At 72.8% G+C, this 24566-nt stretch carries 22 protein-coding genes; 9 read left to right on the forward strand and 13 right to left on the reverse strand.

Annotated features, from left to right (window positions below):
- The first annotated feature begins 132 nt into the window (after positions 1–132).
- Together Dfulv_RS28735 and Dfulv_RS28740 are read left to right on the forward strand one after the other, a co-directional pair.
- A complete protein-coding gene (locus Dfulv_RS28735; RefSeq protein WP_259856695.1) occupies positions 133–3459 on the forward strand; it encodes a ThuA domain-containing protein in 3327 nt (1108 codons plus the stop codon).
- Positions 3460–3538: 79 nt separating this feature from the next.
- Complete coding sequence (locus tag Dfulv_RS28740) at positions 3539–4648, forward strand: sugar phosphate isomerase/epimerase family protein (protein ID WP_259856696.1); 1110 nt, start codon at positions 3539–3541, stop codon at positions 4646–4648.
- Positions 4649–4861: 213 nt separating this feature from the next.
- Here Dfulv_RS28740 and Dfulv_RS28745 read toward each other — a convergent pair whose 3' ends face one another.
- Positions 4862–5317 carry a GNAT family N-acetyltransferase gene (locus Dfulv_RS28745; RefSeq protein ID WP_259856699.1) on the reverse strand — a complete coding sequence of 152 codons (456 nt, stop codon included), beginning with the start codon at positions 5315–5317 and terminating at the stop codon, positions 4862–4864.
- Positions 5318–5340: 23 nt separating this feature from the next.
- On the opposite strand from Dfulv_RS28745, the gene Dfulv_RS28750 reads away from it, so the two are divergent.
- The 5 genes from Dfulv_RS28750 to Dfulv_RS28770 all read left to right on the forward strand — a co-directional run bounded on the left by Dfulv_RS28750 (position 5341) and on the right by Dfulv_RS28770 (position 8429).
- Entirely contained in the window at positions 5341–6444 is a 1104-nt protein-coding gene (locus Dfulv_RS28750) for a phosphotransferase (protein WP_259856700.1), read from the forward strand.
- Positions 6445–6579: 135 nt separating this feature from the next.
- Complete coding sequence (locus Dfulv_RS28755) at positions 6580–6912, forward strand: hypothetical protein (protein WP_259856701.1); 333 nt, start codon at positions 6580–6582, stop codon at positions 6910–6912.
- Between the two features lie 104 nt (positions 6913–7016).
- Positions 7017–7763 carry a DUF4118 domain-containing protein gene (locus tag Dfulv_RS28760; RefSeq protein WP_259856702.1) on the forward strand — a complete coding sequence of 249 codons (747 nt, stop codon included), beginning with the start codon at positions 7017–7019 and terminating at the stop codon, positions 7761–7763.
- An 88-nt stretch (positions 7764–7851) separates the two neighbouring features.
- Positions 7852–8133 (forward strand): hypothetical protein, encoded by a 282-nt coding sequence (locus tag Dfulv_RS28765; RefSeq protein ID WP_259856703.1) that lies wholly within the window; start codon positions 7852–7854, stop codon positions 8131–8133.
- 2 nt (positions 8134–8135) lie between these two features.
- A complete protein-coding gene (locus tag Dfulv_RS28770) occupies positions 8136–8429 on the forward strand; it encodes a hypothetical protein (RefSeq protein ID WP_259856705.1) in 294 nt (97 codons plus the stop codon).
- Between the two features lie 8 nt (positions 8430–8437).
- On the opposite strand, the gene Dfulv_RS28775 is transcribed toward Dfulv_RS28770, so the two are convergent.
- Entirely contained in the window at positions 8438–9391 is a 954-nt protein-coding gene (locus Dfulv_RS28775; RefSeq protein ID WP_259856706.1) for a hypothetical protein, read from the reverse strand.
- Between the two features lies 1 nt (position 9392).
- On the reverse strand, positions 9393–9791 hold the full coding sequence (locus Dfulv_RS28780; RefSeq protein WP_259856708.1) for a hypothetical protein: 399 nt from the start codon (positions 9789–9791) through the stop codon (positions 9393–9395).
- Positions 9792–9916: 125 nt separating this feature from the next.
- Here Dfulv_RS28780 and Dfulv_RS28785 point away from each other — a divergent pair, with 125 nt between their 5' ends.
- The gene (locus Dfulv_RS28785) at positions 9917–13435 is read left to right on the forward strand and encodes a CHAT domain-containing protein (protein ID WP_259856710.1); all 3519 of its coding nucleotides are present in this window, start codon (positions 9917–9919) and stop codon (positions 13433–13435) included.
- 56 nt (positions 13436–13491) lie between these two features.
- On the opposite strand, the gene Dfulv_RS28790 is transcribed toward Dfulv_RS28785, so the two are convergent.
- The 9 genes from Dfulv_RS28790 to Dfulv_RS28830 all read right to left on the reverse strand — a co-directional run bounded on the left by Dfulv_RS28790 (position 13492) and on the right by Dfulv_RS28830 (position 20784).
- Complete coding sequence (locus Dfulv_RS28790) at positions 13492–14052, reverse strand: permease-like cell division protein FtsX (RefSeq protein ID WP_259856711.1); 561 nt, start codon at positions 14050–14052, stop codon at positions 13492–13494.
- On the reverse strand, positions 14045–14545 hold the full coding sequence (locus Dfulv_RS28795) for an RNA polymerase sigma factor (protein ID WP_259856712.1): 501 nt from the start codon (positions 14543–14545) through the stop codon (positions 14045–14047). The genes Dfulv_RS28790 and Dfulv_RS28795 overlap by 8 nt, the downstream gene beginning before the upstream one ends.
- Before the next feature lie 131 nt (positions 14546–14676).
- Positions 14677–15939: an MFS transporter gene (locus Dfulv_RS28800; RefSeq protein WP_259856713.1), complete on the reverse strand. Its 1263-nt coding sequence runs from the start codon at positions 15937–15939 to the stop codon at positions 14677–14679.
- A 112-nt stretch (positions 15940–16051) separates the two neighbouring features.
- On the reverse strand, positions 16052–17128 hold the full coding sequence (locus tag Dfulv_RS28805; protein WP_259856714.1) for a hypothetical protein: 1077 nt from the start codon (positions 17126–17128) through the stop codon (positions 16052–16054).
- The gene (locus Dfulv_RS28810) at positions 17128–17610 is read right to left on the reverse strand and encodes a SigE family RNA polymerase sigma factor (protein ID WP_259856715.1); all 483 of its coding nucleotides are present in this window, start codon (positions 17608–17610) and stop codon (positions 17128–17130) included. The genes Dfulv_RS28805 and Dfulv_RS28810 overlap by 1 nt, the downstream gene beginning before the upstream one ends.
- A 509-nt stretch (positions 17611–18119) precedes the next feature.
- Entirely contained in the window at positions 18120–18281 is a 162-nt protein-coding gene (locus Dfulv_RS28815) for a hypothetical protein (protein ID WP_259856718.1), read from the reverse strand.
- A gap of 62 nt (positions 18282–18343) precedes the next feature.
- Positions 18344–19576, reverse strand: coding sequence for an MFS transporter (locus Dfulv_RS28820; protein WP_259856720.1), 1233 nt, complete (start codon positions 19574–19576; stop codon positions 18344–18346).
- On the reverse strand, positions 19542–20156 hold the full coding sequence (locus Dfulv_RS28825) for a winged helix-turn-helix domain-containing protein (RefSeq protein ID WP_259856722.1): 615 nt from the start codon (positions 20154–20156) through the stop codon (positions 19542–19544). The genes Dfulv_RS28820 and Dfulv_RS28825 overlap by 35 nt, the downstream gene beginning before the upstream one ends.
- A 484-nt stretch (positions 20157–20640) precedes the next feature.
- Positions 20641–20784: a hypothetical protein gene (locus Dfulv_RS28830; protein WP_259856723.1), complete on the reverse strand. Its 144-nt coding sequence runs from the start codon at positions 20782–20784 to the stop codon at positions 20641–20643.
- Between the two features lie 191 nt (positions 20785–20975).
- Between Dfulv_RS28830 and Dfulv_RS28835 the strand changes: the two genes are divergently transcribed.
- Positions 20976–21581: a helix-turn-helix domain-containing protein gene (locus Dfulv_RS28835; protein WP_259856724.1), complete on the forward strand. Its 606-nt coding sequence runs from the start codon at positions 20976–20978 to the stop codon at positions 21579–21581.
- A gap of 3 nt (positions 21582–21584) precedes the next feature.
- Here Dfulv_RS28835 and Dfulv_RS28840 read toward each other — a convergent pair whose 3' ends face one another.
- Complete coding sequence (locus Dfulv_RS28840) at positions 21585–24500, reverse strand: toll/interleukin-1 receptor domain-containing protein (protein WP_259856725.1); 2916 nt, start codon at positions 24498–24500, stop codon at positions 21585–21587.
- Positions 24501–24566: the final 66 nt, after the last annotated feature.

The following is a 24566-nucleotide window of genomic DNA, read 5'->3' on the forward strand; positions in this document are numbered from 1 at the left end:
CCCTGAACACCTCGACACCCCGCGTCGCCCGCCTTCCGTTTGCGCATGTCGGTTACCCCCGACCGGTATGCGACCGCCTGCCCCGCCAGGCCCCCGGAATGCGGGCGGTGCTCTATGCACCAGTGAGGTTCTGTGGCCAGACACCGTGCCCGCACCGGCATTACGTTACTCAGTGCGCTCGCGCTCGTCGGCGGCATGCTCGTCGCACTGACGAGCCTTCGCCAACCCGCCGCCGTCGCCGCGCCGAACCCCGAGAGCAACGGCATCCAGTACAAGGTCCTGGTCTTCACCAAGTCGGTGGGTGACAGACACGAATCCACCGCCGCCGGCGTGGCGGCGATCAAGCAGCTCGGCAAGGATCTCCGCTTCACGGTCGTGGTCACCGACGACGCCGGCAAGTTCGACAAGGCACACCTCAAGCAGTACCGGACGGTGGTCTTCCTCAACACCTCCGGCGACGTGCTGTCCGACGAACAGCAGGCGGCGTTCGAGACGTACTACCGTGCCGGCGGCGGCTTCGTCGGCGTCCACGCGGCGATCGAGGCGGAGCCGGACTGGTCGTTCCTGACCGACGTCCTCGGCACCCGCGCGACCGGCGCGGCCCCGGCCGGCCAGGCGACGATCAAGGTCGCCGACCGCGTGCACCCGGCGTCGAAGCCGTTGCCGGAGCGCTGGACCACCACCGACCAGTGGTACAACTTCGCCAAGAACGTCCGCGGCGTCTCCCACGTCCTCGCCACCGTCGACGAGACGACCTACACGGGCGGGACGATGGGCCACGACCACCCGATCACCTGGTGCAAGGACTACCAGGGCGGGCGCTCGTTCTACACCGGGCTCGGCGACACCCCGTCGAGCTTCTCCGGCGCCGACCTGCGGGCGCACCTCGGCGGCGCGATCCAGTGGTCCGCCGGGGTGACCGACGGCGACTGCGGTGCCACCGTCCTGGCCAACTACGAGATGACCGTCATCGGCGCGCAGCCCAACGTCAGCGAGCCGATCGGCTTCGACGTGTTCCCCGACGGCCGGGTCATCCAGACCGACCGCCGCGGCGGCGTGCGGCTGCACAACCCGGCCACCAACACCACCACCGTGCTCGCCCAGATCCCGGTCTACACCAACAGCGAGGACGGGATGTACGGGCCGGCGATCGACAACGACTTCGCCACCAACAAGTGGGTGTACCTGTACTACGCACCCCCGCTGAACACCCCGGTCGGCAGCGCCCCGACCACGAGCACGGACCCGAACGCGTGGGACGTGTGGAAGGGCTACTTCCAGCTGTCCCGGTTCAAGTTCGTCGACGGCCCGACGCCGTCGCTGGACGTGGCCTCCGAGCAGAAGATCATGCAGGTCCCCAACGACCGCGGCGCCTGCTGCCACGTTGCCGGTGACATCGCCTTCGACTCGCACAACAACCTGTGGCTGGTCACCGGCGACGACACGCCGGCCGGCGGCGGCGGTTCCGGCGGCTTCTCACCGCACAACGACTCGGTCAGCGCCACCGGCGTGTACCAGGCGCCGTACGTCGACGCCCGGCGCACCGCCGGCAACACGAACGACCTGCGCGGCAAGATCCTGCGCATCTCGGTCCAGGCGGACGGCAGCTACACGATCCCGGCCGGCAACATGTTCCCGGAGTCGCAGGACGTCGCCGACAAGACCCGGCCCGAGATCTACGCCATGGGCTTGCGCAACCCGTTCCGCATCACGCTGGACAAACACGACGTCGCGTACATCACCGACTACTCGCCCGACTCCCAGACGGCCGCGGTCGGCCGGGGTCCGGCGGGCACGGGCCGCATGATGGTCGTGGACAAGCCGGCGAACTACGGCTGGCCGTTCTGCGTCCAGCCGAACCTGCCCTACATCGAGATGGACTGGACCACCAACCCCATCTCGCCGAAGGCGCCGTTCGACTGCGCCGGGCCGGTCAACACGTCGCGCCACAACACGGGCCTGACGAAGCTGCCCGGGGTCGAGAAGTCCGAGCTGTGGTACTCGTTCCAGGCGCCGACGCCGTGCCCGGAGTCGTACCTGTCGACGCCGACGCGGACCTGCCCCGTCCTGTTCCCGGAGCTGGGCACGGGCGGTGTCGGCCCGCACGGCGCGGCGAAGTACGACTACGACCCGAACCTCAAGTCGGAGACGAAGTTCCCGGAGTACTACGACGGCAGCATCTTCTTCGGCGAGTTCACCCGGGACACGCTCAAGGAGATCCGCCTCGACGGGCAGGGCGACATCCTGAAGATCAACAACCTGCTCAACTGCGGGCAGGCGCCCACCACGCCGGCGCAGCCGTTCCTGTGCGACAACCCGATGGACATGAAGTGGGGCCCCGACGGCAACTTCTACCTCCTGACGTACGGCGACGGCTTCTTCAACATCAACCCGGACGCGGCGATGCTGAAGTTCAGCTACGTCAAGGGCCTCCGGTCGCCCGTCGCCACGCTCAAGACGTCGCGGACCAACGGCATCGCGCCGCTGACCGTCGCGTTCTCGAGCGAGGGCTCCTACGACCCGGACCCGGCCGACTCGATCTCCTACGCCTGGGACTTCGACGGCAACGGCACGGTCGACTCCATCGACCCGAGCCCGGCCTTCACGTACACCGCCAACGGCGTCTACACGGCACGGCTGACGGTCACCGACTCCAGCGGCAAGTCCGCCTCGGCCAACACCACGATCACGGTCGGCAACACCGCGCCGACGGTCACGGTGAACGTCCCGGTCAAGGGCGGTTTCTTCAACTGGGGTGACGACATCCCGTGGTCGGTGACGGTCACCGACCCCGAGGACGGCCCGATCGACTGCGGCAAGGTCGAGGTGACCTTCGTGCTCGGCCACGACGAGCACGGCCACGGCGAGGCCAACCAGTTCGGCTGCAGCGGGGTCCTCCCGACGCTGGCGGACGACGCCTCCCACGGCGGCTACATCTACGGGGTCGTCAGCGCCTCGTACACCGACAAGGGCGCCAACGGGCAACCGGCGCTGACGACGGTGGCCCAGAACGTGATCCAGACCAAGCGGCAAGAGGTCGAGTTCGCCACGGAACAGTCCGGCACGACCGTCGGCACGAGCGCCGACACCGGCGGCGGCCAGCAACGCGGCAGCCTCGACGCCGGTGACTGGATCGCGATCAACAACACCGTGAACCTCACCAACATGTCGGCGGTGACGCTGCGCACGTCCGGCGGCAGCGCCGCGACGGCGGGGCAGCCACGGTTCGCGGTGGAGCTGCGGCTCGACGCGGTCGACGGCCCGCTGCTGACCACGGTGACCGTCAACGCCACGTCCGGGAACAACGCCTTCACCAGCACCACGGTCCCGGTGACCGATCCCGGTGGCTCGCACAAGCTCTACCTGGTGTTCCGCACGGTTCCCGGTGGCCCGGCAAGCGGCTTCGGCAACCTGAACTGGGTCGAGTTCACCGGCCGGGGCGTCGGCGTCACCCCATGACCACCACGGCGGTGGGTGCGGTCCCGCACGGCGCACCCACCGCCGGTACCAACCCGTACATCCCTTTCCCGTCAGGAGCGTGAGCACCACCATGCATGAGACCCCCGACCACAAGCTCGGCCGCCGCCGGTTCCTGGGCGTGGCGGCCGGCGCGGCCGCCGCCGGCGCCGCCGTCGCCACCGGCCTGTCCTCCGGTGCGGCCTCGGCCGCCCCGGGCAAGGCCAACGGGCTGCTCATCCCGGCGCCGAACCGCGGCATCATCCTCTACAGCGTCCGGGACCGCATCTCGGCCGCGCCGGACAGCAGCGGCGTCCCCTACGGCTTCCGTCAGGTCTTCGAGCGGCTGTCGCGGATCGGGTACCGCGAGATCGAGTTCGCCGGCTACACCCAGAGCACGCAGATCCTCGGCCGGCAGATCACCACCGAGGAGATCCGCCGGCTGCTCGACGACAACGGTCTCGTGGCCAACGGCACCCACGCGACGATCCCGGGCACCATCACGCCCGACACGCTGGCCGCGTTCGAGCAGCAGCTCGACATCGCCGAGGCGCTCGGCATGAAGCACATCGGCACCGGTGGCGACCCGACCGGCAGCAACTACAAGGCCGACTGGGACGCGGCGGCCGAGCGGTGGAACATCCTGGGCGAGATGGCCGCCAAGCGCGGCCTCATGCTCTACACCCACAACCACGACGCCGCGTACGGCTTCCTGCTCGACAGCGGCCCGCTCGACGCGCAGGGCCGGCCGACCCGCTCGTCCGGTGTCCGCAAGCTCGAGTACTTCTTCGGGCTCACCGACCCGAAGTACGTCTTCTTCGAGCTGGACATCTACTGGGCGCACGTGGCCCAGCACCGCTTCCGCACGTACACGGACCCGGACGGGTTCACGCAGACCGACGTGTTCGACCCGGTCGCCACGGTGGCCGCCCGGACCAAGCGGTTCCCGCTGTTCCACGCCAAGGACGGCGTCCGTACCGGCGAGGCCCCGGGCGTCGGCGGCGGCTACACGATGGTGCCGTTCGGCACCGGTGACATCGACTTCGCGACGTTCTTCCGGCAGATCGGCGCGAAGGGCTGGCACCTGCCGAACTGGGAGCAGGACAACGCGCCGGGCGGCAGCGCCGACCCCGGCCGTTCGCTGCGCTACGCGCAGTTGAGCTACGACAACATGGCCGCCCTGCGCGGCTGACCCCCCGGCCCCGGCCGGGGTCGTGCCGGGTGCCACCGGCACGGCCCCGGCCGGCCTTGTCAGCGGGCCGGTCCGGTGCGCCGTGCGCCGCGAGAGGGTCGGGCCCCGACAGCGGCAGGGTGACCTCCAGCGCGGTGCCCTCACCGGGCGGGCTGTGCAGGTGCGTGGGTGCCGTCCAGGGCCCGGACACGCTCCGCCAGCCCGCGCAGCCGTTCAGATGCCGCGTTCGAACGTCACGAGGTCATGGCCCGGGCCGTTGTAGTCGCGCACCGGGCCGGTGACGGTGAAGCCCATGCGCTGGTGGAAGGCGATCGACGTCCGGTTGGCCGGTGACGTGATCGCCTTGACGACCCGGCGGTCGTGGGCCCGGGCGATCTCGAAGAACCGTTCGTAGAGCGCGCGGGCGAGGCCGGTCTTCCGCGCCTCGGGATGGACGCCGACGAAGTGGATGTAGGCTTCGCCGGGCTCGGACGGCGACACGATTCCCACCAAAAACCCGCTCATCCCGTCGCCGGTCCCGGCGACCAGGCTGGTGCGGTGGAAATGGTCGAGGAACAGCCGGGGCAGCGCCCCGAGGATCGGCCGCCCCCACCAGTCGTCGACAACGGCGGCGACGGCGTCGTAGTCGTCGGCGCGGGCCGGCCGGCCGGATATGGTATCGGTGTGCATCTGTCACCCGCCCATCCTGACCGATGATCGACGCCGACCTGCACACCGAGGCGCATGCCGTGTTGGGGGACGGTGCGGTGCGGGCCACGCGGCTCGCGCACAGCACGCGCACCGGGGTCACCGCCGGGGTGTGGCGCGTCGAGGTGGGTGGCGCGACCGCGATCGCCAAGGTCGTCTCGCCCGGCGTGGACCGGGCCGACTGGCGCGGCTCGCACGATCCGCGCAACTACCGCTACTGGCGACGCGAGCCGCTCGTGTATGACGCCGGGCTGCCCGAAGCCTACGTCACCGCCGGGGTCGAGCTGCCCGAGCGGCTCGGCTCGTTCCACCGCGCCGACGGGACCGTCGGCCTGTGGTTGCGCGACGTGTCCGGGGACGGTGGCAGCGGCTGGAGCGTCGGGCGGACCCGGGAGCACGCCCGCCGGCTCGGGATCGCACAGGGCCGGTGCGCGCTGGACCGGTCCTGGCTGGACGGGCCGGTCCCCTACAGCGACGGGATGCTGCGCGACTACCTCGACACTCCCGAGGCCACCTCGCCCGACATCGAGTGGGAGCGGCTCGAGGACGCCGCCGCGTGGCGCACGCCGCTGATGCGGGCGCACTTCGACGACGCGCTGCGCGAGGCCGTCCTGCGGCTGTGCCGCGAGCGCTACGACCTCGTCGCGCTCGGCGGGCACCTGCCGACCACGCTGTGCCACCACGACCTGTGGCCCAACAACCTGTTCGAGCGGGACGGGCGCACGGTGGCCATCGACTGGGCGTTCGCCGGCGCCGGCTGGATCGGCGGCGACATCGGCAACTTCGTCTCCGACACCGCCCTCGATCTGCTGCGCCCGTCCGCCGAACTGCCGGCGCTGGACGCCGCCGTGTTCGCCGGTTACGTCGACGGGCTGCGGGAGTCCGGCTGGACCGGGGATCCGGGAGAGGTACGGCTGGGCATGTGCCTGCTCGCCGCGAAGTGGACCTGGCTCGTCCCGGTCATGCTCAAGCGCGCGGCCGGCGACGACCACGAGGTCTACGGCGGTCGGGCCGCCGACCCGGACAAGCTCTACCGCGAACGCGCCGAGGTGTTCCGGATGCTCGTGTCGTGGGCCGCCGAGGCCCGCACGCTCACCGGCCGCCGGTGAGCCGAATGCCAGGTGGCTCAAGACCGGCCGGGCCCGGTCGCGGACGGTCCCCGTAACGGGCACGCGGCGTCGTGCGCTCCTTCAGATTGTCCGTCGTTCGTGGACGAACGAGTGTCAGTCAGAGAGGGGCCGGCAATGGGTCGGGGCCGGTACGAGCATGACCACCGCCTCGCGGGTCCGGCCGGAGCCGAACGGCCCGCGCCATGGGTCGGCAGCCGCAACACGCCCGGGCAGCTGGTCGCCACGGCTCGCCGACGGCACTTCGCCTACCTCGACCGCTACATCGACCGGCTCCCGGACGCCGACCCCTGCCGCACGATCCGGGAGCGGAAGGTGCCCGAGGCCGCGCCGAGAAGGGTCGTCGAGGTGGGCAGCGGGATCGCGCTCGCCGTCGGGATCGCCCTCGCCACGGCGAGCGGGCTGATCCTGGCCGCCGCCTGCGGCCTGGGGCTGCTGGCCCGGCTCTGACCGCTGACCTGGCCGTGGTCGGTGCAGGTGCAACGGTTTTGCGGCGGCGGCCGGGGGTAGCGTGCGGGCGCCGATCCAGCTTCAGCTCGAGCGGGGAACGCACCATGCGCTGGTACCTTCACCGGGACCTGATCGCGCTCGCCGCGGCCGTCGTGGGGCCTGTTGTCGTCGCCGCGGTGCTGACCACGCTCCGGACCGTCCTCTCCCCCGCGAACGCGGCGCTCGTCCTCGTGGTCGTCGTCGTGGCGGTGGCCGCCGTCGGCAACCGCTTCGCCGGGGCACTCTCGGCCCTGGTCGCCGCGGCGGCGTTCGATCTGCTGCTCACCCGGCCGTACGAGCGGTTCGCCATCAACGCGCCCGCCGACGTCATCACGGCCGTGCTGCTGCTCGTCGTCGGCCTGGCGGTCTCGCAGCTGGCGGCCCGTGCCCGGCGCCTGCGCCTCGTGACGATCGACGACGCCCACCAGCTGGCGCAGATCCGCAGCACCGCGGAGCTGGTCGAGTCCGGCGCGGAGGGCCGGGCGGTGGTCAACCACGTGCGCGGGCAGCTCATCGACCTGCTCCAGCTGCGGGACTGCCGGTTCGAGTACGGCACCCTGCTCGGCCACCCCGCGCGCCTGGAACGCGACGGCGCCATCACCCAGGGCCGCATCCACTGGAGCCGCGACCGGGACGTCCTGCCGGACGAGGAGGTCGAACTCCGGGCGTCCGCCGGCGGCCGCTACTACGGACGGTTCATGCTGCGGCCCACCCCCGGCACCGTCGTGCCGCTGCAGGCCCGGTTGGTCGCCGTCACGCTCGCGGACCAGGCCGGTGCCGCCCTCAGCGCCGAGACCGCGGGGCCGCCCTGACGGGGCTACTCCGGGCCGCATGAGGGGCTGCTGTGGACTCGGCGGCCCTGCTGGGCTACCGTTGTTTACATAGGTATACGCTCCGGCGGTGGACGCCTATCGGTTCGACGACGACAGCTACCGGTCGCTGGGCGCGGCAGGCGTGCCATGGGCGACCGCGGTGTGGCTGCTCAGGCAGGCCCATCCGGTGCTGCAACGGTCGGCCGGACGCGTCCTGCAGCTCGCTGGGACAACTGAAGACGACCGCGTCCTCATGCTCGTGCTGATCGAGGAGGACGACGACGAGTATCTCGTCGTGACCGGCCGGTGGGCCGATGCCGGGGAAGCCGCGCTCATCCGCGGCATCCTGGCCGGAGGAAGGGGGCAGTGACCATGGCGACCAGCCGACGGGACCGCGAGCAGGCGGCAGCCACGCCGACCGACTGGGCGGCGGCCGAGGTGGTGACCAGGCCCCGCCGGGCCACGGTCGTGCACTCGACCCGGGTCCCCGCCGACCTGTCCGAGGCGCTGGAGGCGGAGGCGGTGCGCCGGGGCGTCACGCCCAGTGCGCTCATCGCCGAGTTCGTCGCCGAAGGGCTCCGCAGGCCCGAGCCCGATGTGCTCGTGCCGCTCGCCGACGTCCGGCGCGTCATCGACAGCCTCGCGTCACGCACCGCCGCCGCCTGACGGAGACCTCAGCGCTCGGCGCTGCCGGGCAGGGCTGAGCGGCCCCGCAGCACGGTCGTCAACGCCCACCCTGCCTCCGGGGTCACCGGGTCGCCGTCACCGGCGCCGAGCGCCTTGACGACCTGAGCCGCGTGGAGCCGGACGGCTGCCTCCACCAGCAGCGCATAGGCGTCGGTGGCGGCCCGGGCCCGATGCCGTGCGGTGACCGCCGTGACGGCGGCGACCGGCACCGCGGGCCACCACAGCACGCCGATGCCGAGGTAGAGCAGTGCCCAGCCGGCCAGCGTGCCCGCGCGGCTCAGCGCCGTGCGGGCGGCGGTGATCTCGGTGCGCACCGGGTCCGGTGCGACGAGCCAGACGTACGGCCAGACGACCGCCAGCCCCAGTCCGAGGTCCCGGTCGAGCCGGACCGCGACGGCGTGGACGCGGTCGCCCATCCAGGTCGGCCGGGCCGGCGACTCGGCCGCGATGCCCGTCATGCGCCGGTAGGCGTCGTCCAGCTCGCCGGTGGTTGTGGGCGGCGGGCCGCCGCGGAGGCGGGCGGCCACGTGCGCCTCGGCCGCCGCCCGGCGCGCCTGCTCGTACCGCTCCGCCGCCGCGGCCCAGCGCCGTTGCCGGCGGGCGGTCCACCGCGCCGCCGGCCACCGCAGCGGGCCCGGCCACGCCGACCAGTCCGCGGCGAGCCACCAGCGCTCGGCGAGCGAGCCGGCCGCCTGAGCGGCCAGCCCGGCGGCGGCCGAGGCGAGCAGTGCCGCGGCGAGGAGGACGGCGATCCGGCCGTTGCCGGTTGTCGTCGCCAGCCGGTCCACGCGGTCGGTGAGCCGGCGCACGTCGAACGCGTGGGCGTGCCCGAGGGCCGCGGCGGCGCCGAGCGTGGCCAGGAACAGCGCGCCGGGCAGCACGAGCAGGGTGAGCCAGCGTTCGGCGAGCTTCTTGCCGAGCTCGGCGAGCAGGCCGCCCACCTCAGCCCAGCCGTTCCCGGCGCATCGGGGCGCCGCCGATCGTGCACGCCGGTGCGGTGCCGCCGGCATCCGCCCAGCGGTACCGCGCGCAGCGGCGCAGCGGGCACACGTACAGCGTCTCGGCGGGCGCGGTGGTGCCCGCACCCGCGACGTGCACGCTCCAGGACCGGGTGCCGCTGCCGTACACGCCGAGCACGTCACCGCCGGCCAGCAGCGTGTCGTGCAGCCGGTCGAGCGCCGCGGCGGGATCGTCGCCCGCGGCCAGCCGCGCCAGCAGCTGCTCGAGCGGGCCGGTGTCGCCGAGCCGGGTCAGCTGCGCCCGGAGGTCGGCGAGGTGCGTGCACACGAAGGCGATCGCGGAGGCCGTCCGGTCGACCGGACCGCCGGCGGGGTCGGACACGCGGCCATCATGCCGCCGCGCCGCGCCGGGGTCCAGACCGCCGCGACGCCAATTGACGACACTTGAATTGCCCGCCGGCACCGCACGGGCGCACGCTGGTCGCACAACCGCCACGGAGGGCCGGCATGGTGGAGCGGTACACGGCAGCGGCACGTGCGCATCTGGACCGGATCACCGCGGCCGGCGATCCCGCCCTGGCCCTGTCCCCCGTCGTCGCCGCGGACATGTACCGGCTGGCGACGGCGCTGGCGGAGCACGACGATCTCGACGGCCGGTTCGTGCTCGGCTGGCTGCACTACTACCGGTACCTGGCGCTGCCCGAGGGGCAGGACCAGGACGACCTGGGCGCCGCGGTGCAGGCACTGGCCACGTGCTTCGTGTTCGGCCCGGAGCCGCTGCCGGAGCCGCTGCTGCCGCTCGTCGCCCAGGCCGCGCTGCCGCTGGTCTCCGCCGTGTACGAACACGCGATGGCCGACCCGGGCCCCGCCGCGATCGACGCGGCGGTCGGCCTGACGCTCCGCGTCGTCGACGTGCTGCCCGCGGACCATCCGCAGTGGATCAGGTTCCTCGTCGGGCTCGGGCTGGCCCTGGGGGAACGGTTCGCGCGTACCGGCGCGCCGGAGGACCTCGACGCCGCGATCGACACCCATCAACAGGCCGTCGACGGGACACCGGCCGGGCATCACGATCGCCCGCGGTACCTCACCTATCTCGGCCTCGCGCTGCGGGACCGGTACACGCGGGATCGCGACGACCAGGACCTGGACGCGACGATCCGGGCCCACCGCGAGGCGGCCGGGTCCGCCGGGCTCGACGGCGAGGACCGCGCCGGCTACCTGGACAACCTGGCTTCGGCGCTGCACGCCCGGTACGAGCGGACCGGCGTGCCCGGCGATCTCGACGTGGCCGTGTCGGCGTTCCGGCGAGTGCTCGACGCCACCCCGGCGGGGCATCCGCGGCGCGGGTGGCGGCTGTACAACCTCGCCGTCGCCCTGACGCAGCGCGCCGACCGCACCGGGGCGGCCGACCTCGACGGCGCGATCGTGGCGTACCGGCAGGCGCTCGACGCCGCCGGCCCGGACGAACGGCTGCGGGCGCAGGCGGTGAACAACCTGGGCATCGTGCTGCGGACCCGCTTCGACCGGCACCGGGACCCGCACGACCTCGACGCGGCGGTGCGCCACGGCCGGGATGCGGTCGCGGCCGCCAACGCCGGGCCTGCCGACGGGGCCGCGCTGACGAACCTCGGCGTCGCGCTGAAGCAACGGTACGAACACGGCGGCGGCGCGCAGGACATCAACGAGGCGGTGGAGGTCAGCCGGCAGGCCGTCGACGCGACGCCGCCGGCCCACCCCGACCGCGGCGCGGTGCTGAACAACCTCGGGCTGGCACTGCTCGCGCGGTACCAGCGGACCGGCGCGGTCGACGACCTCGACGCCGCCGTGGACCGGTTCCAGGAGTCGGCCGATGCCACGCCGCCCGACCAGGTGGCCCACTCGCACCGGCTCGGCAACCTCACCGACGCGTTGCGGGTGCGATTCGAGCGCACCGAGTCCCTCCCCGACCTCGACCGGGCGATCGAGGCCGGCCGGGCGGCCGTCGACGCCGCTCCCCCGGGACATCCCGGGCGGGCCTCCGCGCTGACGACCCTCGGTGCCCTGTTCCAGCGCCGCTTCGACCGCAGCGACACGCTGGCGGACCTCGACCTCGCCGTCGACCTGGCCCGGCAGGCGCTCGACGCCGAGCCCGCCAAGCCCCGGTACCTGTCCCACCTCGCCAACGCGCTCCGGCTGCGCTCGCAGCTGACCGGGTCGGCCACGGACGCCGCCGACGCGGTGTCCGCCATCCGGCTGGCCGTCGACGTCGCGCCGGCCGGCGACCCGAACCTCCCGTTGTACCTGTCGGCCCTCGGTCTCGCGCTGCGGCAGCGGTTCCGCACGATCGGCGGGGACGCCGACCTCGACGCCGCGATCGCGGTCACGCGGCAGGCGGCCGGCACCCAGCCGGCGGACAGCCCCGACCGCGCCGGTTACCTGCTGAATCTCGGTGACATGCTGCGGGAACGGTTCGCCGCCACGGGCACCGGCGCCGCGGAGGCGGTCGACGTGCTCGCCGAGGTGGCGTACGGGGCCGGCGCCACACCCGCCGTGCGCGTCGACGCCGCCCGCGTCGCCGCCTCGCTCGCGGCCGCGGACGGCCGCCGGGAACTCGCCGCCGACCTGCTGGAGCGGGCGGTCGACGAACTGCCGTTCCTCACCCCGCGGACGCTGCGCCGCGCCGACCAGGAGTTCGTGCTGAGCCGGTTCGGCGGGATGGCCAGCGACGCCGCCGCGCTGGTGCTGTCGGGCGCGACCGGCGGCCCCGGCGACCAGGCCCGGGCGGAACGGGCGTTCCGGCTGCTGGAGGCGGGCCGGGCGACCCTGCTCGGCCAGGCTCTCGACGCCCGCCGCACGGCCGGCGGGGCGACGTCGCCGGACGAGGCGGATCCGGGGCCGATCGTCGTGTTCAACGTGAGCCGGTACGGCAGCGACGCGCTGCTGCTCACCACCGCCGGCCTTGCCCACCTCCCGCTGCCCGGCCTCGACGCCCGATCCGTCGTCGAGCAGAGCTACGAACTCCGCCAGGCGCTGCACGACGCGGTGTCCACGGACGCCGGGTGGCAGGAGCGGGCGGCGGCGCAGGACCGGATCAGCGGTGTGCTCGAGTGGCTGTGGGACGTGGCCGCCGGACCCGTGCTCGACGCGCTGCGGGTGCCGGCGTCCGGCGCGTCCCCGCGCCGGGTGTGGTTCGTCCCCGGCGGGATGCTGAGCGTGCTGCCGCTGCACGCCGCCGGCCACCACCGGCCCTCGGCAGAGGGTCTGTCAGGCCGCACGGTCCTCGACCGCGTCATCGTCTCCTACACACCCACGGTCCGGGCACTGCACCACGCCCGGCGCCGACCGGCCGCGCCGGCGGCCACCGCCCACGCGCTGGTCGTGGCGATGCCGACGACCCCGGACGGCGCGCCGCTGCCCAATGCCGCCGAGGAGACGGCCGTCCTGCGCGACCGGCTGCCCGGCGCCGTGGCGCTCGTCGAGCCGCTGCGGGCCGAGGTGCTCACCGGGCTGGCCGGATGCCGCATCGCCCACTTCGCCTGCCACGGTACGAGCAATCCGTTCGATCCCGCGCGGAGCGCGCTGCTGCTGCGCGACCACGCCGCGGGGCCGCTGACCGTGGCGGATCTCGTCGCGCTCGACCTGCGGGACGCCGGCCTCGCCTACCTGTCCGCGTGCGAGACCGCGCTGACCCCGGTGCTGCACCTCGGCGAGGTCGAGATCACCGGCGGGGCGCCGCCCGGCACCGGCGGCCTGGCCGACCTGATCCGCGCCGCGAACCGCAGCCGCGGCCTGATCGACGAGTCCATCCACCTCGGCTCGGCGTTCCAGCTCGCGGGGTTCCGGCACGTCGTCGGCACCCTCTGGGAGATCAACGACCGGATCGCGGTCGACGTGGCCCGCGCGTTCTACGCCGGGCTGGCCGGCGAGCAGGACCGGCCCGACCCGGCGCGGTCGGCCGGGTCGCTCCGTCAGGCCGTGCTCGCCGTCCGGGACCGGTTCCCCCGGACGCCGACGCTGTGGGCGGCGTTCCTGCACTCGGGGGCGTGACGCCCGGGGGCGCTGGGTCAGGACCGTGCACACCGAACGCCCCGCACGACCCCGGCTCAGCGGGTGGGCGGCCGGCTCGTAGTTAGCGGCTCGCAGGTGCAGATCACGTCCAACATCGGTCGGGTCTGCAGCCGGTCCCGCACCGCTGGGAAGTCCGCGGCGCACCGGAGCCTGAACCGCCACGACTCCGGCAGGTTCTCCGGTCTGGTCACCGCGACGAGGTCGGGCGCATCCCTGAACTGCCACCGGAACCGCTCGTACGCCTCGTCCTTGTTCTCGAACGTGTACGACGTCACCTCCGACGAACCGGCCAGGACGTCGCCCACCTGCGCCCGCTCTTCGTCGGTCGTGTCGACCCGCAGGAACGCCGTGGCGTCCGTGGGCACGCAGCCGGGTGCCGCGACCGGCTCCGGCGACCCGGAGCCGAGCCACCGACCCGTCGCCACCCCGCCGACGAGGACCAGCGCCACCACGGTCCCCGCGGCGAGCACCGTCCGGTGGCTGCGGCGCTGGGCGGCCGCCGGGACGGCCTCCGCGCCGGGAGAGTGGATCTGCCGCTGCGCGGCCTCGCTCGCGGCGCTCAGCGCGGCGCGGATGCGGTCGTCGAGTTCAGACATCGTCGGTCACCTCGTCGGTCAGATGGCGGGCCAGGGTGAGACGGGCTCGGTACAGCCAGGTGCGCACCGCGCCCTCCCGGGCCCGGCACAGTTCGGCGATCTCGGCGACCGGAAGTCCGGCCAGGTAGTGCAGCACCACCGCCCGGCGCTGGTTCACCGGCAGCGCCTCGAGCGCCCGCTCGATGGCGACCCGTTCGGGGCCGGGACCGGCGACGAGCTCCAGCCGCTGGGAGCGCCAGTGCCGCAGCGCCGTCCGTGCCCGCCGGAGCCGGCTCGTCGCCAGGTTCCACGCGACGCGGCGCACCCACGCGGCCGGATCGTCGTAGCGGGCGATGCGACCCCACCGTGTCCACGCCCGCGTGAACGCCTCCTGAGTCACCTCCTGTGCCTCCTCGACGTTGCCGAGGTACACGGCGAGCTGACCGGCGATCAGACGGAACTGGGCCGCGTAACACGCGGCGAAGTCCGGCGTCAGCGTCTCCGGTGATCGCATTGCCCTCCTTGCGGAGGCCGGCGGCGGGACGCCGTCGAGCATGGGGACCGTCGTCATACCCTTCACACGCGCGACGCCGGGCGAAGGTCACACACCGCCAGGCGAACAGCGGGTCCAGGCTGCGGCCGAGGTCACTGATCTCGTATTCCACCCGGGGCGGACCTCCAGGCATCGTAGCGCCACAGCTGCGGCACGGCCCGCGACAGGAACGCCACCGTCAGGACGGTGAGCGCGCCGCCGATGCCGATGGTCCAGCGGGCGCCGACCGCGGCGCCGGCGAGGCCGTGCAGGACGTTCGCCAGCTGCGGGCCGCCGATCAGGACCACGGTCAGCACGCCCTGGACGCGGCCGCGGAGCCGGTCGTCGGCGTACGCCTGGGAGATCGCGTTGCGGAAGGTGCTGAGGACGAAGTTGACCGCCCCGCCCGCGACCAGCGCCACGACCGCGAGCCGGAGGTCGGTCGCGGCACCGAGGAGCACCACACAACCGCCCCAGGCCATCGCGGCGGAGGCCATGAGCGCGCCGTGGCGCCTCGCCCGGCTGAACGTCCCCGACAGGAGCCCGGCGGCGAGCACGCCCGCCGGGTACGCCGCGAACAGCACGCCGAGCCCCGCGCCGCCGCCGGGCGGGCCGCCGTACTGCCGCTCGGCCAGCTCCGGCAGCAGCGCGGTCGGCATCGCGAAGACCATCGCGGCGAGATCGACGGCGAGGACCGCGACGAGCACCCGGCTGCGGGCGAGGTACCGCAGCCCCGCACCCGGCCCGGCCCGCACGGCGCGCCCGGCGTCCGGCCGCGGAGGCATCGGCGGAAGCAGGGCCACGGCCCACAGCACCGCGCCGAGCGCGAGGGCGTCGATCAGGTACAGCGGGCCGAGGCCGACGGCCGGGATCAGCACCCCGGCGAGCAGCGGCCCGACGACGGCGCCGGTGTAGCGGGTCAGCGCGCTGAGGCTGTTGGCCGCGACGAGCAGCTCGGCCGGCATCAGCCGGGGCACCGCGGCGCCCGTTGCCGTCATGGTGACGCCGAAGCTGACGCCCTGCACGGCGACCAGGCCCAGCAGAACCGGGACGGAGTCGAGGCGCAGTGCGGTGTTCAGCCACAGCCCGAGGTACGCCACCCCGAGCCCGGCGTTGCCGAACAGCAGCAGGCGTCCGCGGTCCGTCGCGTCGGCGAGGGCGCCGGACCACAGCGCCGACACGACGAGCGCGCACATCGAGACGGCGGCGGACACCCCGACGACCGCCGACGATCCGGTCAGGGTGAACAGCTGCGTCGGTACGGCCACGATGCTGAACGACCCGCCGACGGCCGTCACCGCCGAGGCCGTCCACAGTCGACGGAAGGCGGGGATCCGCAGCGGCCGGCGGTCGACGACGTAGGCACCCAGGTTCACGCGCCGATCGTGCGGCTTCCCCCAAGGTCAAGGTCCAGCCGGTATGGTCCGGCCCTGGCTCGACGTGACGATCCCGGCCGCCGCCGTCCGCCCGCTGCGCCGGTGACGGGCGTCAGCCCAGCCAGTCGGTCGTCGCACGCATCCTGGTGTCGACCGAACCCGCGACGCGGAGCAGCTGGTCCTCGGGCATCCGCGCGCCGTCGACGCCGGCGATGTAGTTGCAGACGGTCAGCAGGAGACGGCCGCCGGGCTGCGGCAGCACGAGGCACTGCCGCGGGTTGCCGCCCCTCGAGCCGTCGTCGATCACCAGCCTGCCCTCGACCCCGCCCACCTCGACGGGCTTGCCACCGTCGGAGACGGAGGCGGTGGGTCCGAGCGACACCGTCACGTTGTCGGGTGTCGGCTCGGCACTCCTGGCAAGGCTGACGCCCGCCGTCCACGACGTCGGGCTGTCGCCGCCGTAGGAGTACGTGTACTCGTCGTGCTCGAACGGCACCCACCCGATCACCAGCGGCTGCACGATCGGATCCCGGTCCGGGCGCAGGGACGTGGCGATGCGCAGCAGGTCGGCCTGGGACATCACCGAGTTGCTGTAGAGCAGGACCGAGTGGCGCGGATCCGCCGGCCAGCTCAGGCGGGCGGCCCGGGCGTCGGGCCTCGGGCCTTCGTACGTTCCCGTGACACCGCCGGCCGTGACCGGTGTGCCCGGCTCCAGGTCCGCCGTCGGCATCGTCACCACCTTGATGAACGGTGCCTCGCCGCCGTTCGCCGGCTTGTTCCACGTCCGGATCACCCTGACACCCGGAATACCGAGGTGGTCCTGGACGACGGCCCGGTCCCGCTCGCGGAAGCCCGGCGGGACCCAGCCGGGCGCGTAGGACGGCACGAGGCCCGGCGCGATGAACGGCGTCGCGCTGGCCTCCGCGCTGGCCTCCGCGCTGGCCGACGGCGGCACCTCGCCCGGGATCGGGACCGGGGTCGGCGCCCCGCCGATCCCCGGCCAGGCCAGGAACGCGGCCACCAGGACCGCCACGGCGAGGACGGCACCACCGGCGAGACCGGCCCGCCGGCGGCGGGTGCGCCGCGCGGCGAGGGCCGGCAGCGCCCGCCGCATGCGGTCCGGGTCGGGCGCGTGCGCGGCCCGCCCCTGCTGGGCATCGCGGACGAGCTGCTCGAGTCGGTCGCTCATCACGGCTCTCCCATCTGCACGAGGGCGGAGGGCAGCGCCGCGCGCAGCGTGGTCATCGCCCGGTCGAGGTGCGTGCGGACCGTGCTGACCCGGCAGCCGAGCAGATCGGCGATCACCTCGACGGGCTGGTCCTCGTAGAACCGCAGTGCGATCACCGCGCGCTGGCGGGGCGGCAGGGTGCCGATGACCCGGATGACCGCGTCGTGGTCGTCGTACTGGCCGGTCGGGTCCGACTGCGGTGCGACGAGCCCTTCCAGCGCCTCGTCGTGGTACAGGAGCCGGGCCTGGCGGCGCCGGCGCCAGGAGAGGAACTCGTTGACGACCATGCGGTGGACGTACAGCTCCGGGGCTTCCAGCCGCTCGATGCGCGACCACCGCGGCTGGGCGCGGACCAGCACGTTCTGCACGATGTCCTCGGCCAGGTGGGGATCCCAGGTGACGACCGTGGCGTACCGCACGAGCGCACCCAGTCGCGTGGCCACGAACTCCTCGAACGTCACACCCAATGAACGCGCGACGCCCGCCGGAACTGCTACATGCCCCCGGCAAGATTTTCCCGGCCGGCCGGCGCGCGCCACCGATCTCGATGACGGCCGCTTCGTTCTCGGACGCGCGGACGCCGGCCAGGACCTGCCAGTGGTGGGAGCGCGGTCGGACACCACCGCCGCTTCCGCGGGTTCCGGCCGGTTTGTGGCCGTGATCGCGATCCGTTCGCGATCACGGGTGCGGCGGCTGGGCCTGGCCGGGGTGGTGCGGCCGCGGTTCGCAGATCACGGAACTTTTGCGGGCCTGGGAGCCTGTCGCGCAATTCGCTGGGACAGCGTTGGCGACCCAACTACGCGCCGATCTTGGAGTTGTGGCGCCATGAACCTCCGAATTTGTCCGGATTTGTCAAGGACCACAACTCCAAGATCGGCGCGGTTGTCGGGGTTGACGCGCGAGGGATCCGAACTGCGCGACAGGCTCCTGGAACCCCGCGAAACGTCCGTGATCAGGAAACTGCTTCTCCGCTGGGCAACTGGCGGTGACTGTCGTCGAGGCCCTCGGGCAGTGCGAGGACCAGCCGCCGTTCCACCCCGCGGCCGTCCTCGCCGATCGGCGGGTGCACGAAACCGGGGAACTGCCGGTGCCGCGCGTCGAACCACTCGCCCAACGGCCGGCCGGAGCCGGTTGCCCGGGCCGTCGCCGCGGCCCTCCGGCAGCTTCTGGCGTGACCTACAGGCCGGGAACGCGCCCGTCCTCGGCGACGGCGGAGCGGACCTCGCGGTGACGGGTCCGCAGCAGCAGGAACGCCGTCGCGCCGGCCGCGAGGTACAGCATCGCCTGGAGGTTGAGCAGGGGCATGACGCCGAGCCGGTCGCCCAGCAGGCCGGCCACGAGCATCCCGGCGCCGCTGCTGCCGTCGTAGACCGCGCCGAAGACGCCGAAGACCCGGCCGCGCAGCGCGTCGCCGGCCTCCTGCTGCAACAGGCTCACCAGGCCGGTGACCATGACCAGGCCGGGCGCGCCGACCAGCACGAACAGCGCGACGTAGACCGGCAGCGCCGTCGTCGCCGCCGGACCGTTCCACAGCACGACCAGGAGCACGCCGAACCCACCGGCGCCGGCGGCGATGAGGGTGGCCGGGCCGGGCGTGCGGCGCAGGGTGGCCAGCAGCAGTCCCGCGGCGATCGCGCCGGCCGCCTGGACCCCACGGAGCAGGCCGGTCTCCGCGGCGCCACCGCCGAGCTGCCGGGCCACCCACACCACGAACAGCACGGTGAAGACACCCTGGGCGATCCCGGCGAGCACGGCGATCGCCATGCTGACCCGGATGCGGTACGTGCCGAGCGCGCCCTCCGCACCCCGCGGCGCCTGCCGCGTGGTGGCGGCGGGACCGGCGGCCACACCGGCGATCAGGACCGCGGCGACGACAAACGTGACCAGGTCGACCAGCACGATCACCGGCAGGCCGCTCACCGCGAGCAGCAGCCCGCCGAGCGGGCCGCCGACGAGCCGGCCCAGGTTCTGGTTGAGCCCGACGAGCGAGTTGGCCGGCACCAGCTGATCCGCGGGGACCAGCGTGGGCAGCAGGGCGTTCTTCGCCGGGCCGAACAGTGTCAGCATGGCCGCCTCGAAGGCGATGACGGCGTAGAGGACGGGCAGGTCACTGCGGTCGTTCACGGCCAGCAGCGGCAGCAGCGCGACGGCCTGGGCGACGGTGATGCCGACCAGCAGACGGCGGCGGTCCAGGCGGTCGGCGAGGTAGCCGGCCACCGGGCCGAGCACGACCGCCGGCGCGAGCTCGACGAGGAACGCCAGCGAGGTCTGCAGGGTCGAGCCGGTCAGCTGGAACACGAGGATCGGCAGGCTGACGAGCAGCAGCCAGTCGCCGCTGTCCGAGATGAGGCCGGCCAGCCAGAGCCGGCGGAAGTCACGGTGGCGCAGCGGAGCCGGAACCGCCTTCATGGAGTGTCCCCTCAGCGTCGGTGTGCGGAAAGCCGTGGAACCCGAAGTGCACGAGCGCGGCGGCCTCGGGGCGGTCGGCGCGCGTCGCCGCGATGTACGGCCGGATCAGCGCGTCGATCCGGTCGCCCAGCTCCCGCAGCTCGGCCGGGGTGAGCCGCAGTGTGTAGACGCCGTACTGGTCGGCGGCCTGCCAGGGCTCGGGGAGCCGCTCGCGGCGCGCGAGGTGCTCGCGGACGAGCCGCTGGTCGCGCTGGACCGCCAGCGCCGCGATGAGGTTCGCCTGACGGCCCTGCGACGAGTCGGGCTCGGCGTCCGGCGGCACGGAGAAGCCGGTCACCAGCGCACGCCAGGGCCGCTCCCGGCCGTCGGCCGACGCCTCCGGCGCGACGAGGCCGGCCTTGGCCAGCGTGCGCAGGTGGTAGCTGCAGTTGGACGGGGTGTCCCCGACGGCCCGGGCGCACTGCGACGCGGTCGCGGGGCTGTGGGACATCAGGTAGATGAGCAGCTCGTATCGCACCGGGTGGGCGAGCGCCCGCAGCTCCCCCGGCTCGGTGAGTGTCCGCCGCGCCTCGCGCCCCATCGCCTAACACCTCGCACTCTGAAAGTGTCTTTCAGAGTGCCACACACCCCAGAGATGCGAAAGTATCTTTCAGGAAATCGACGCTCCCGTACCGGCGCAGGGCCACCCGCCAGCGCAGTGCGGTCGACGCGGCCGCGACCGGCAACCCGCAGCACACCGACCTGGTCGCTCAGCGCCACCACCGGCACCGCCGCGAGCAGGCCGGCCGGGATCACGGTCTGCACCACCGGCCGGCGCGACGAAATGGCAGTTCCGTTCGGCGTGGGACGACCCGGCGGCGCCGGCCGCCCTCCGTGGGCTACGCAAGCCGGCGGGGGCTGGCTGCTGCGGCCGGGGGACGGGCCTGGCGATCTACGAGCCCGTCTGACCCGCAAGCCGTGGTCCCACCCGACCGCGACGACAGCGGTCCGGCCGGCCCTGGACCCGTCCTCTACGTCGACGGCACCGACCTGGTCACGCTGGGCCCGGGCCGCCCGCGCTGACCCTAACGGCCGGTCGTCCGCTTCTTGCGCTTGGACTTCTTCGGCCGGCCGTTCTCGTCGAGCTCCACCTCTTCCTTCTCCGGCTTGTCGCCACCGAGGAAGACGTCGTCGTACATCGAGCCGCTCTGATCGTCGTCGAATGTCATCGCGCGCTCTCCCCCAGCCGTCGAAGGCACCACCTGTGACGGTAGGTGGCGTTCTCGTTGCCGAGCCATGACCGCTGTGGCACGGTCGCGCCACGCCCGGCGCGTCTCCCGGCTTGGCGCACATCTGCCAGTCGATGTCTGTTAAGCAGGTTCGAAGGCGTTGACGGACGGCCGGGTGGAAGGTGGCGTGCGTGGGCAGAGTGGCGGTCGTCGACCCGCTGCCGCTGTTCCGCGCCGGCGTCGTCGCGGCGTTGCAGCGCGACGGTCACACCGTTGACACACCGGAGGATCTGCCCGGCTGGTTGCGCGCCTCCGGTCCGGCGGTCGTGCTGCTGACCGTGCAGACCGCCGAGGACTGGACCGCGCTCGCCGAGGTGGCGGCCCTGGACTCGGCGCGCGTCGTGGCGGTGCTCGACGAGCTTGACACCAACAGTTCGATCCGGGCGGTCAACGCCGGGGCGTTGTCTGTTGTCCCACGCGCAACGAGCGTCGACGGCGTGCGCCGGGCCTGTCAGGCGGCGATCGAGGGCGAGTCGACGTTGCCACGTGCGGTTGTCCGGGCGCTAGCGGCGTCCGCGGCGGCGAACAGCGTGCCCGATGTGGGCCGCCCATCAGAAGAGCAGCTCTCGTGGCTGCGGCAATTGGCCGGCGGTGCGACCGTCAATCAGCTCGCGACCCGGGCGGGCTACTCGGAGCGGGCGATGTTCCGGCTCTTGAACGGCCTGTACCGGACGATCGGGGTGCGTACCAGGACCGAGGCACTGATGCGCGCGCACGAACGAGGCTGGCTGCGGTGACCGTCAGTCCAGTCGCAGTTTCCTGACCAGGCGTCGAAGCTCGTCGGAGGAGCCGCCGGCCACCAGCATCTCCAGCATGCGGCGCAGTTGGGCGGCGACGCCTGCGGCATTCGCCGTCAGCCGCAGCGATGCGCGGACGGCCTCTTCCGCCCCGGTCAACGGCCCTCCGCCACATACATGGAGCCCGCAGATCGCGAGGCCCTCCATGCCCCACGCACCGAAGTCCTCCGGGTCGCTCCTACGCCGCTCGACGGCCTCCCGGCGGAGTCGCTGGAAGTACTCCACGCTGTCGCGCTGCCGGGTGCTGATGCGCCACTCGATCAGTCCCTGGAAAGCCAGGATGATCAGCGCGCGCCGCTCGGGTCGATAGTTCGCGGCAAGCGTGATCTCGTCCCGCGCCTTGCCGAGATCGCCGGCCGTGACGTGAGCGGCCGCCAAGGTGGTCCGCGCCTGTTGCAGCACGCTGGAGTCACCGAGGTCCAGCGCGAGATCGACGGCCTCCGTCGCCTGGCCGATCGCCAGCCCCGTCTGGCCGTTGCGCAACCACAGGTCAGCGGTCGCGTCCAGGTACTTGCAGCGGACCTGTTTCTTGTTCGCCAGCCGGTCGATGTGCTCACCGGCGTGCTCGAAGTCGGCTTCCGCGGCGTGCCGCTCGTCCAGGTGGAGCCGGCACCGCCCGGCGTTGAGCAACAGTTCCGCCAGCCGATCGGTTCGTCCGGCCGCGACCGCGACACCGATCGCTTCGTCCAGTGCGTTCAGGCTCCGCTGGAACTTGCCGTGGCGCCGGTGACAGCTCGCGAGACCGTTGAGCGGCGTGATCACCTCGCTCGGATCGCGAAACCGACGGGCCATGACGAGCGCACGCTCATAGTGACCCTGTGCCGAGATCGCGTCGCCCGAGTCGAAGTAGGCACTGGCAAGGTTGACCGTCAGGGTTTTGATCCGCTGCGGGCTCCTCAGGCGTTGTGCCCGGTCGAGTGCCATGTGGAAGGTGGCGATGCCCTCGTCGTACCGGAAGCGCGCAGTGTACGACCTGCCGAGCGCGTTGAGGTTCACGATCTGGTGATCCAAGTCGGTCAGAACGTCCCGCAGGGCCTCGCGCTGCCCGGTGAGCAGCGAGAAGTACCCCCAGTCATAGAGATACCGCCGGTCGAGCTCGTCTACGGCCTCGAGCGCCTCTTCATACGCTTCCGCGCGCAGCAGCAGGTCGACCTGTTGCCGCCGCAGCTCGAGGTCCTTGACGTTGTGCACCTCGGCCGGGCTCCGGGCGGCCAGATACGCCGCCGCGCGGAGCAGTAGGGTCCGCCGGTCCGTCCCGAGCTTGTCGAGGATCCGTTCGTTGTCCGGCGGCTGTACGAGATAACTGTCCCCCACGCGCTGCACGACCTTCTTCGTCACCAGCTGTCGCAGCGTGTGCAGCACGCGGTTCTCGGCTTGGCCGGGAAGCATCGCGAGCACGTCCTCGATCGTCACCGGCGTGCCGAACACCGCCACGGCGGCCGCGACACGGAGCCGGTCGGCCCCGAGACAGTCGACCAACTCGCCGAGCAGGAGTTGCGGCACCTTACTGGCCGCTCGGCTCCCGATGAGATCGAGCACGTCGTCGATGGACGCGTATTCGCCGGTGCCGTTCTCGAACAGGCCGAACGTCAGCTCCGCCGCTCGGGGGAACCCGCCGGTGCCGCGGTGCAGTGCCTCGCCCGGCTCGGCCCGGTCGTCGGGGAACCATTCGCCGTCCAGGTCGAACTGCCGGAGCAGCTTCTTGAAGTCGTCGACCTTCAGGCCGTCACGGATCGGCACCGTGTTGATCCTTGCCGGCCAGTCGGCCATCGACGCCGGCATCACACGGGTGACCAGCACAACGCTGACGTGGTGCTGAGGTGCCGTCGGACCGTACAGGAGCTGCAGCGCCTCGTCGAGGTCACTGTCACGGAACCGTCGGTCGTGCTGATCCAGCAACAGTTCGGCCGAGTCGAGCACGACCAGCGCCGGCGCGGTGTCCGGGATCTCAAGCAGCGTCTTGAGCTTGACGGCGGCCGGGTCACGCGGTCGGTAGTCGAGCCGCCGGGAGGTGTCGTCCCGCGAGAGCAGCCCTTCCAGCATGGCGACCAGATCGCCGGCCACGAACGAGTACGGCGAGTGCACCTGCGCGCGCTGCTGGCGCAGTTCCGGTGCCGAGACCCGCAGCTCGTCGAGCACCGCATGGACCATCCGCGTCTTGCCGATGCCGTGATCACCGCTGACCACCACGAGCTCGCCGCGGTGGCGGCGCAGAGCGGTCAGAAGGAGCCGGCGCTCGTCGTCACGGTTGAGAAAAGCCCGCGTGCTCACCGCGGTGGGACCCGTCGTCGTGAATTCGGCGCGGATCCGGTACTTCCGTCTCCGCTCCTGCTCCCGGTCGAGCTGCTGTTGCGTCCGCAGCTCGACGATGCGATCATGCTCGGCGAAACCCGGCCGGTCGGCGCGGGACACCAGGTCACTCAGCTCCTGTCTCATGAGCTGCGCCCGGTGCAACGGCTCCTCCCCACGACGCGCCCGGCGAAACAGGCGCTGCACGGCCGTTTCCCAGTCGCCGTCGAAGGTGTGGCTGGAGAACTCGCTGAGGCGATCGCTGTAGCCGGCAGCGGCGGTGACGTTGAGCCTCACGATGGACAGGCCGTTATCCACGGCCAGGTGCAGCTCGTGCTGGCACTCCGGCCTGGCATCCCATGCCGGCGACCAGACGACCAGCATGAGGTGGCACAGGGGGACGAGTGCGTCGATGCCCTCGCGCCACCGGCCGAGGACCAGATCCTCCCGATCGATGACCGGATCCAGCGGCGAATCCGGTTGCTTGAGCCGGTCGTACAGCCACGGGACGAGCTCGGCCTCGGCCGTGCCGGCCACATGCGCGTAGGAGATGAAGGATTTCAGCAGCATGGCGGCCCCTGACGTGAACATGACGAGGCTGGCAGAGCCGCGTTGACACCGTCAAGGACACCGATG

The sequence above is a fragment of the Dactylosporangium fulvum genome (assembly GCF_025137375.1).
Taxonomy (GTDB): Bacteria; Actinomycetota; Actinomycetes; order Mycobacteriales; family Micromonosporaceae; genus Dactylosporangium; species Dactylosporangium fulvum.

Coding starts and splice junctions, on each gene's coding strand:
- Dfulv_RS28795 (WP_259856712.1), bottom strand. CDS start 14,545: ATGCGATCACCGGAGACGCTGACGCCGGACTTCGCCGCGTGTTACGCG.
- Dfulv_RS28770 (WP_259856705.1), top strand. CDS start 8,136: ATGGCGACCAGCCGACGGGACCGCGAGCAGGCGGCAGCCACGCCGACC.
- Dfulv_RS28825 (WP_259856722.1), bottom strand. CDS start 20,156: ATGGGGCGCGAGGCGCGGCGGACACTCACCGAGCCGGGGGAGCTGCGG.
- Dfulv_RS28840 (WP_259856725.1), bottom strand. CDS start 24,500: ATGCTGCTGAAATCCTTCATCTCCTACGCGCATGTGGCCGGCACGGCC.
- Dfulv_RS28790 (WP_259856711.1), bottom strand. CDS start 14,052: ATGTCTGAACTCGACGACCGCATCCGCGCCGCGCTGAGCGCCGCGAGC.
- Dfulv_RS28755 (WP_259856701.1), top strand. CDS start 6,580: ATGGGTCGGGGCCGGTACGAGCATGACCACCGCCTCGCGGGTCCGGCC.
- Dfulv_RS28750 (WP_259856700.1), top strand. CDS start 5,341: ATGATCGACGCCGACCTGCACACCGAGGCGCATGCCGTGTTGGGGGAC.
- Dfulv_RS28830 (WP_259856723.1), bottom strand. CDS start 20,784: ATGACATTCGACGACGATCAGAGCGGCTCGATGTACGACGACGTCTTC.
- Dfulv_RS28805 (WP_259856714.1), bottom strand. CDS start 17,128: ATGAGCGACCGACTCGAGCAGCTCGTCCGCGATGCCCAGCAGGGGCGG.
- Dfulv_RS28760 (WP_259856702.1), top strand. CDS start 7,017: ATGCGCTGGTACCTTCACCGGGACCTGATCGCGCTCGCCGCGGCCGTC.
- Dfulv_RS28785 (WP_259856710.1), top strand. CDS start 9,917: ATGGTGGAGCGGTACACGGCAGCGGCACGTGCGCATCTGGACCGGATC.
- Dfulv_RS28745 (WP_259856699.1), bottom strand. CDS start 5,317: ATGCACACCGATACCATATCCGGCCGGCCGGCCCGCGCCGACGACTAC.
- Dfulv_RS28820 (WP_259856720.1), bottom strand. CDS start 19,576: ATGAAGGCGGTTCCGGCTCCGCTGCGCCACCGTGACTTCCGCCGGCTC.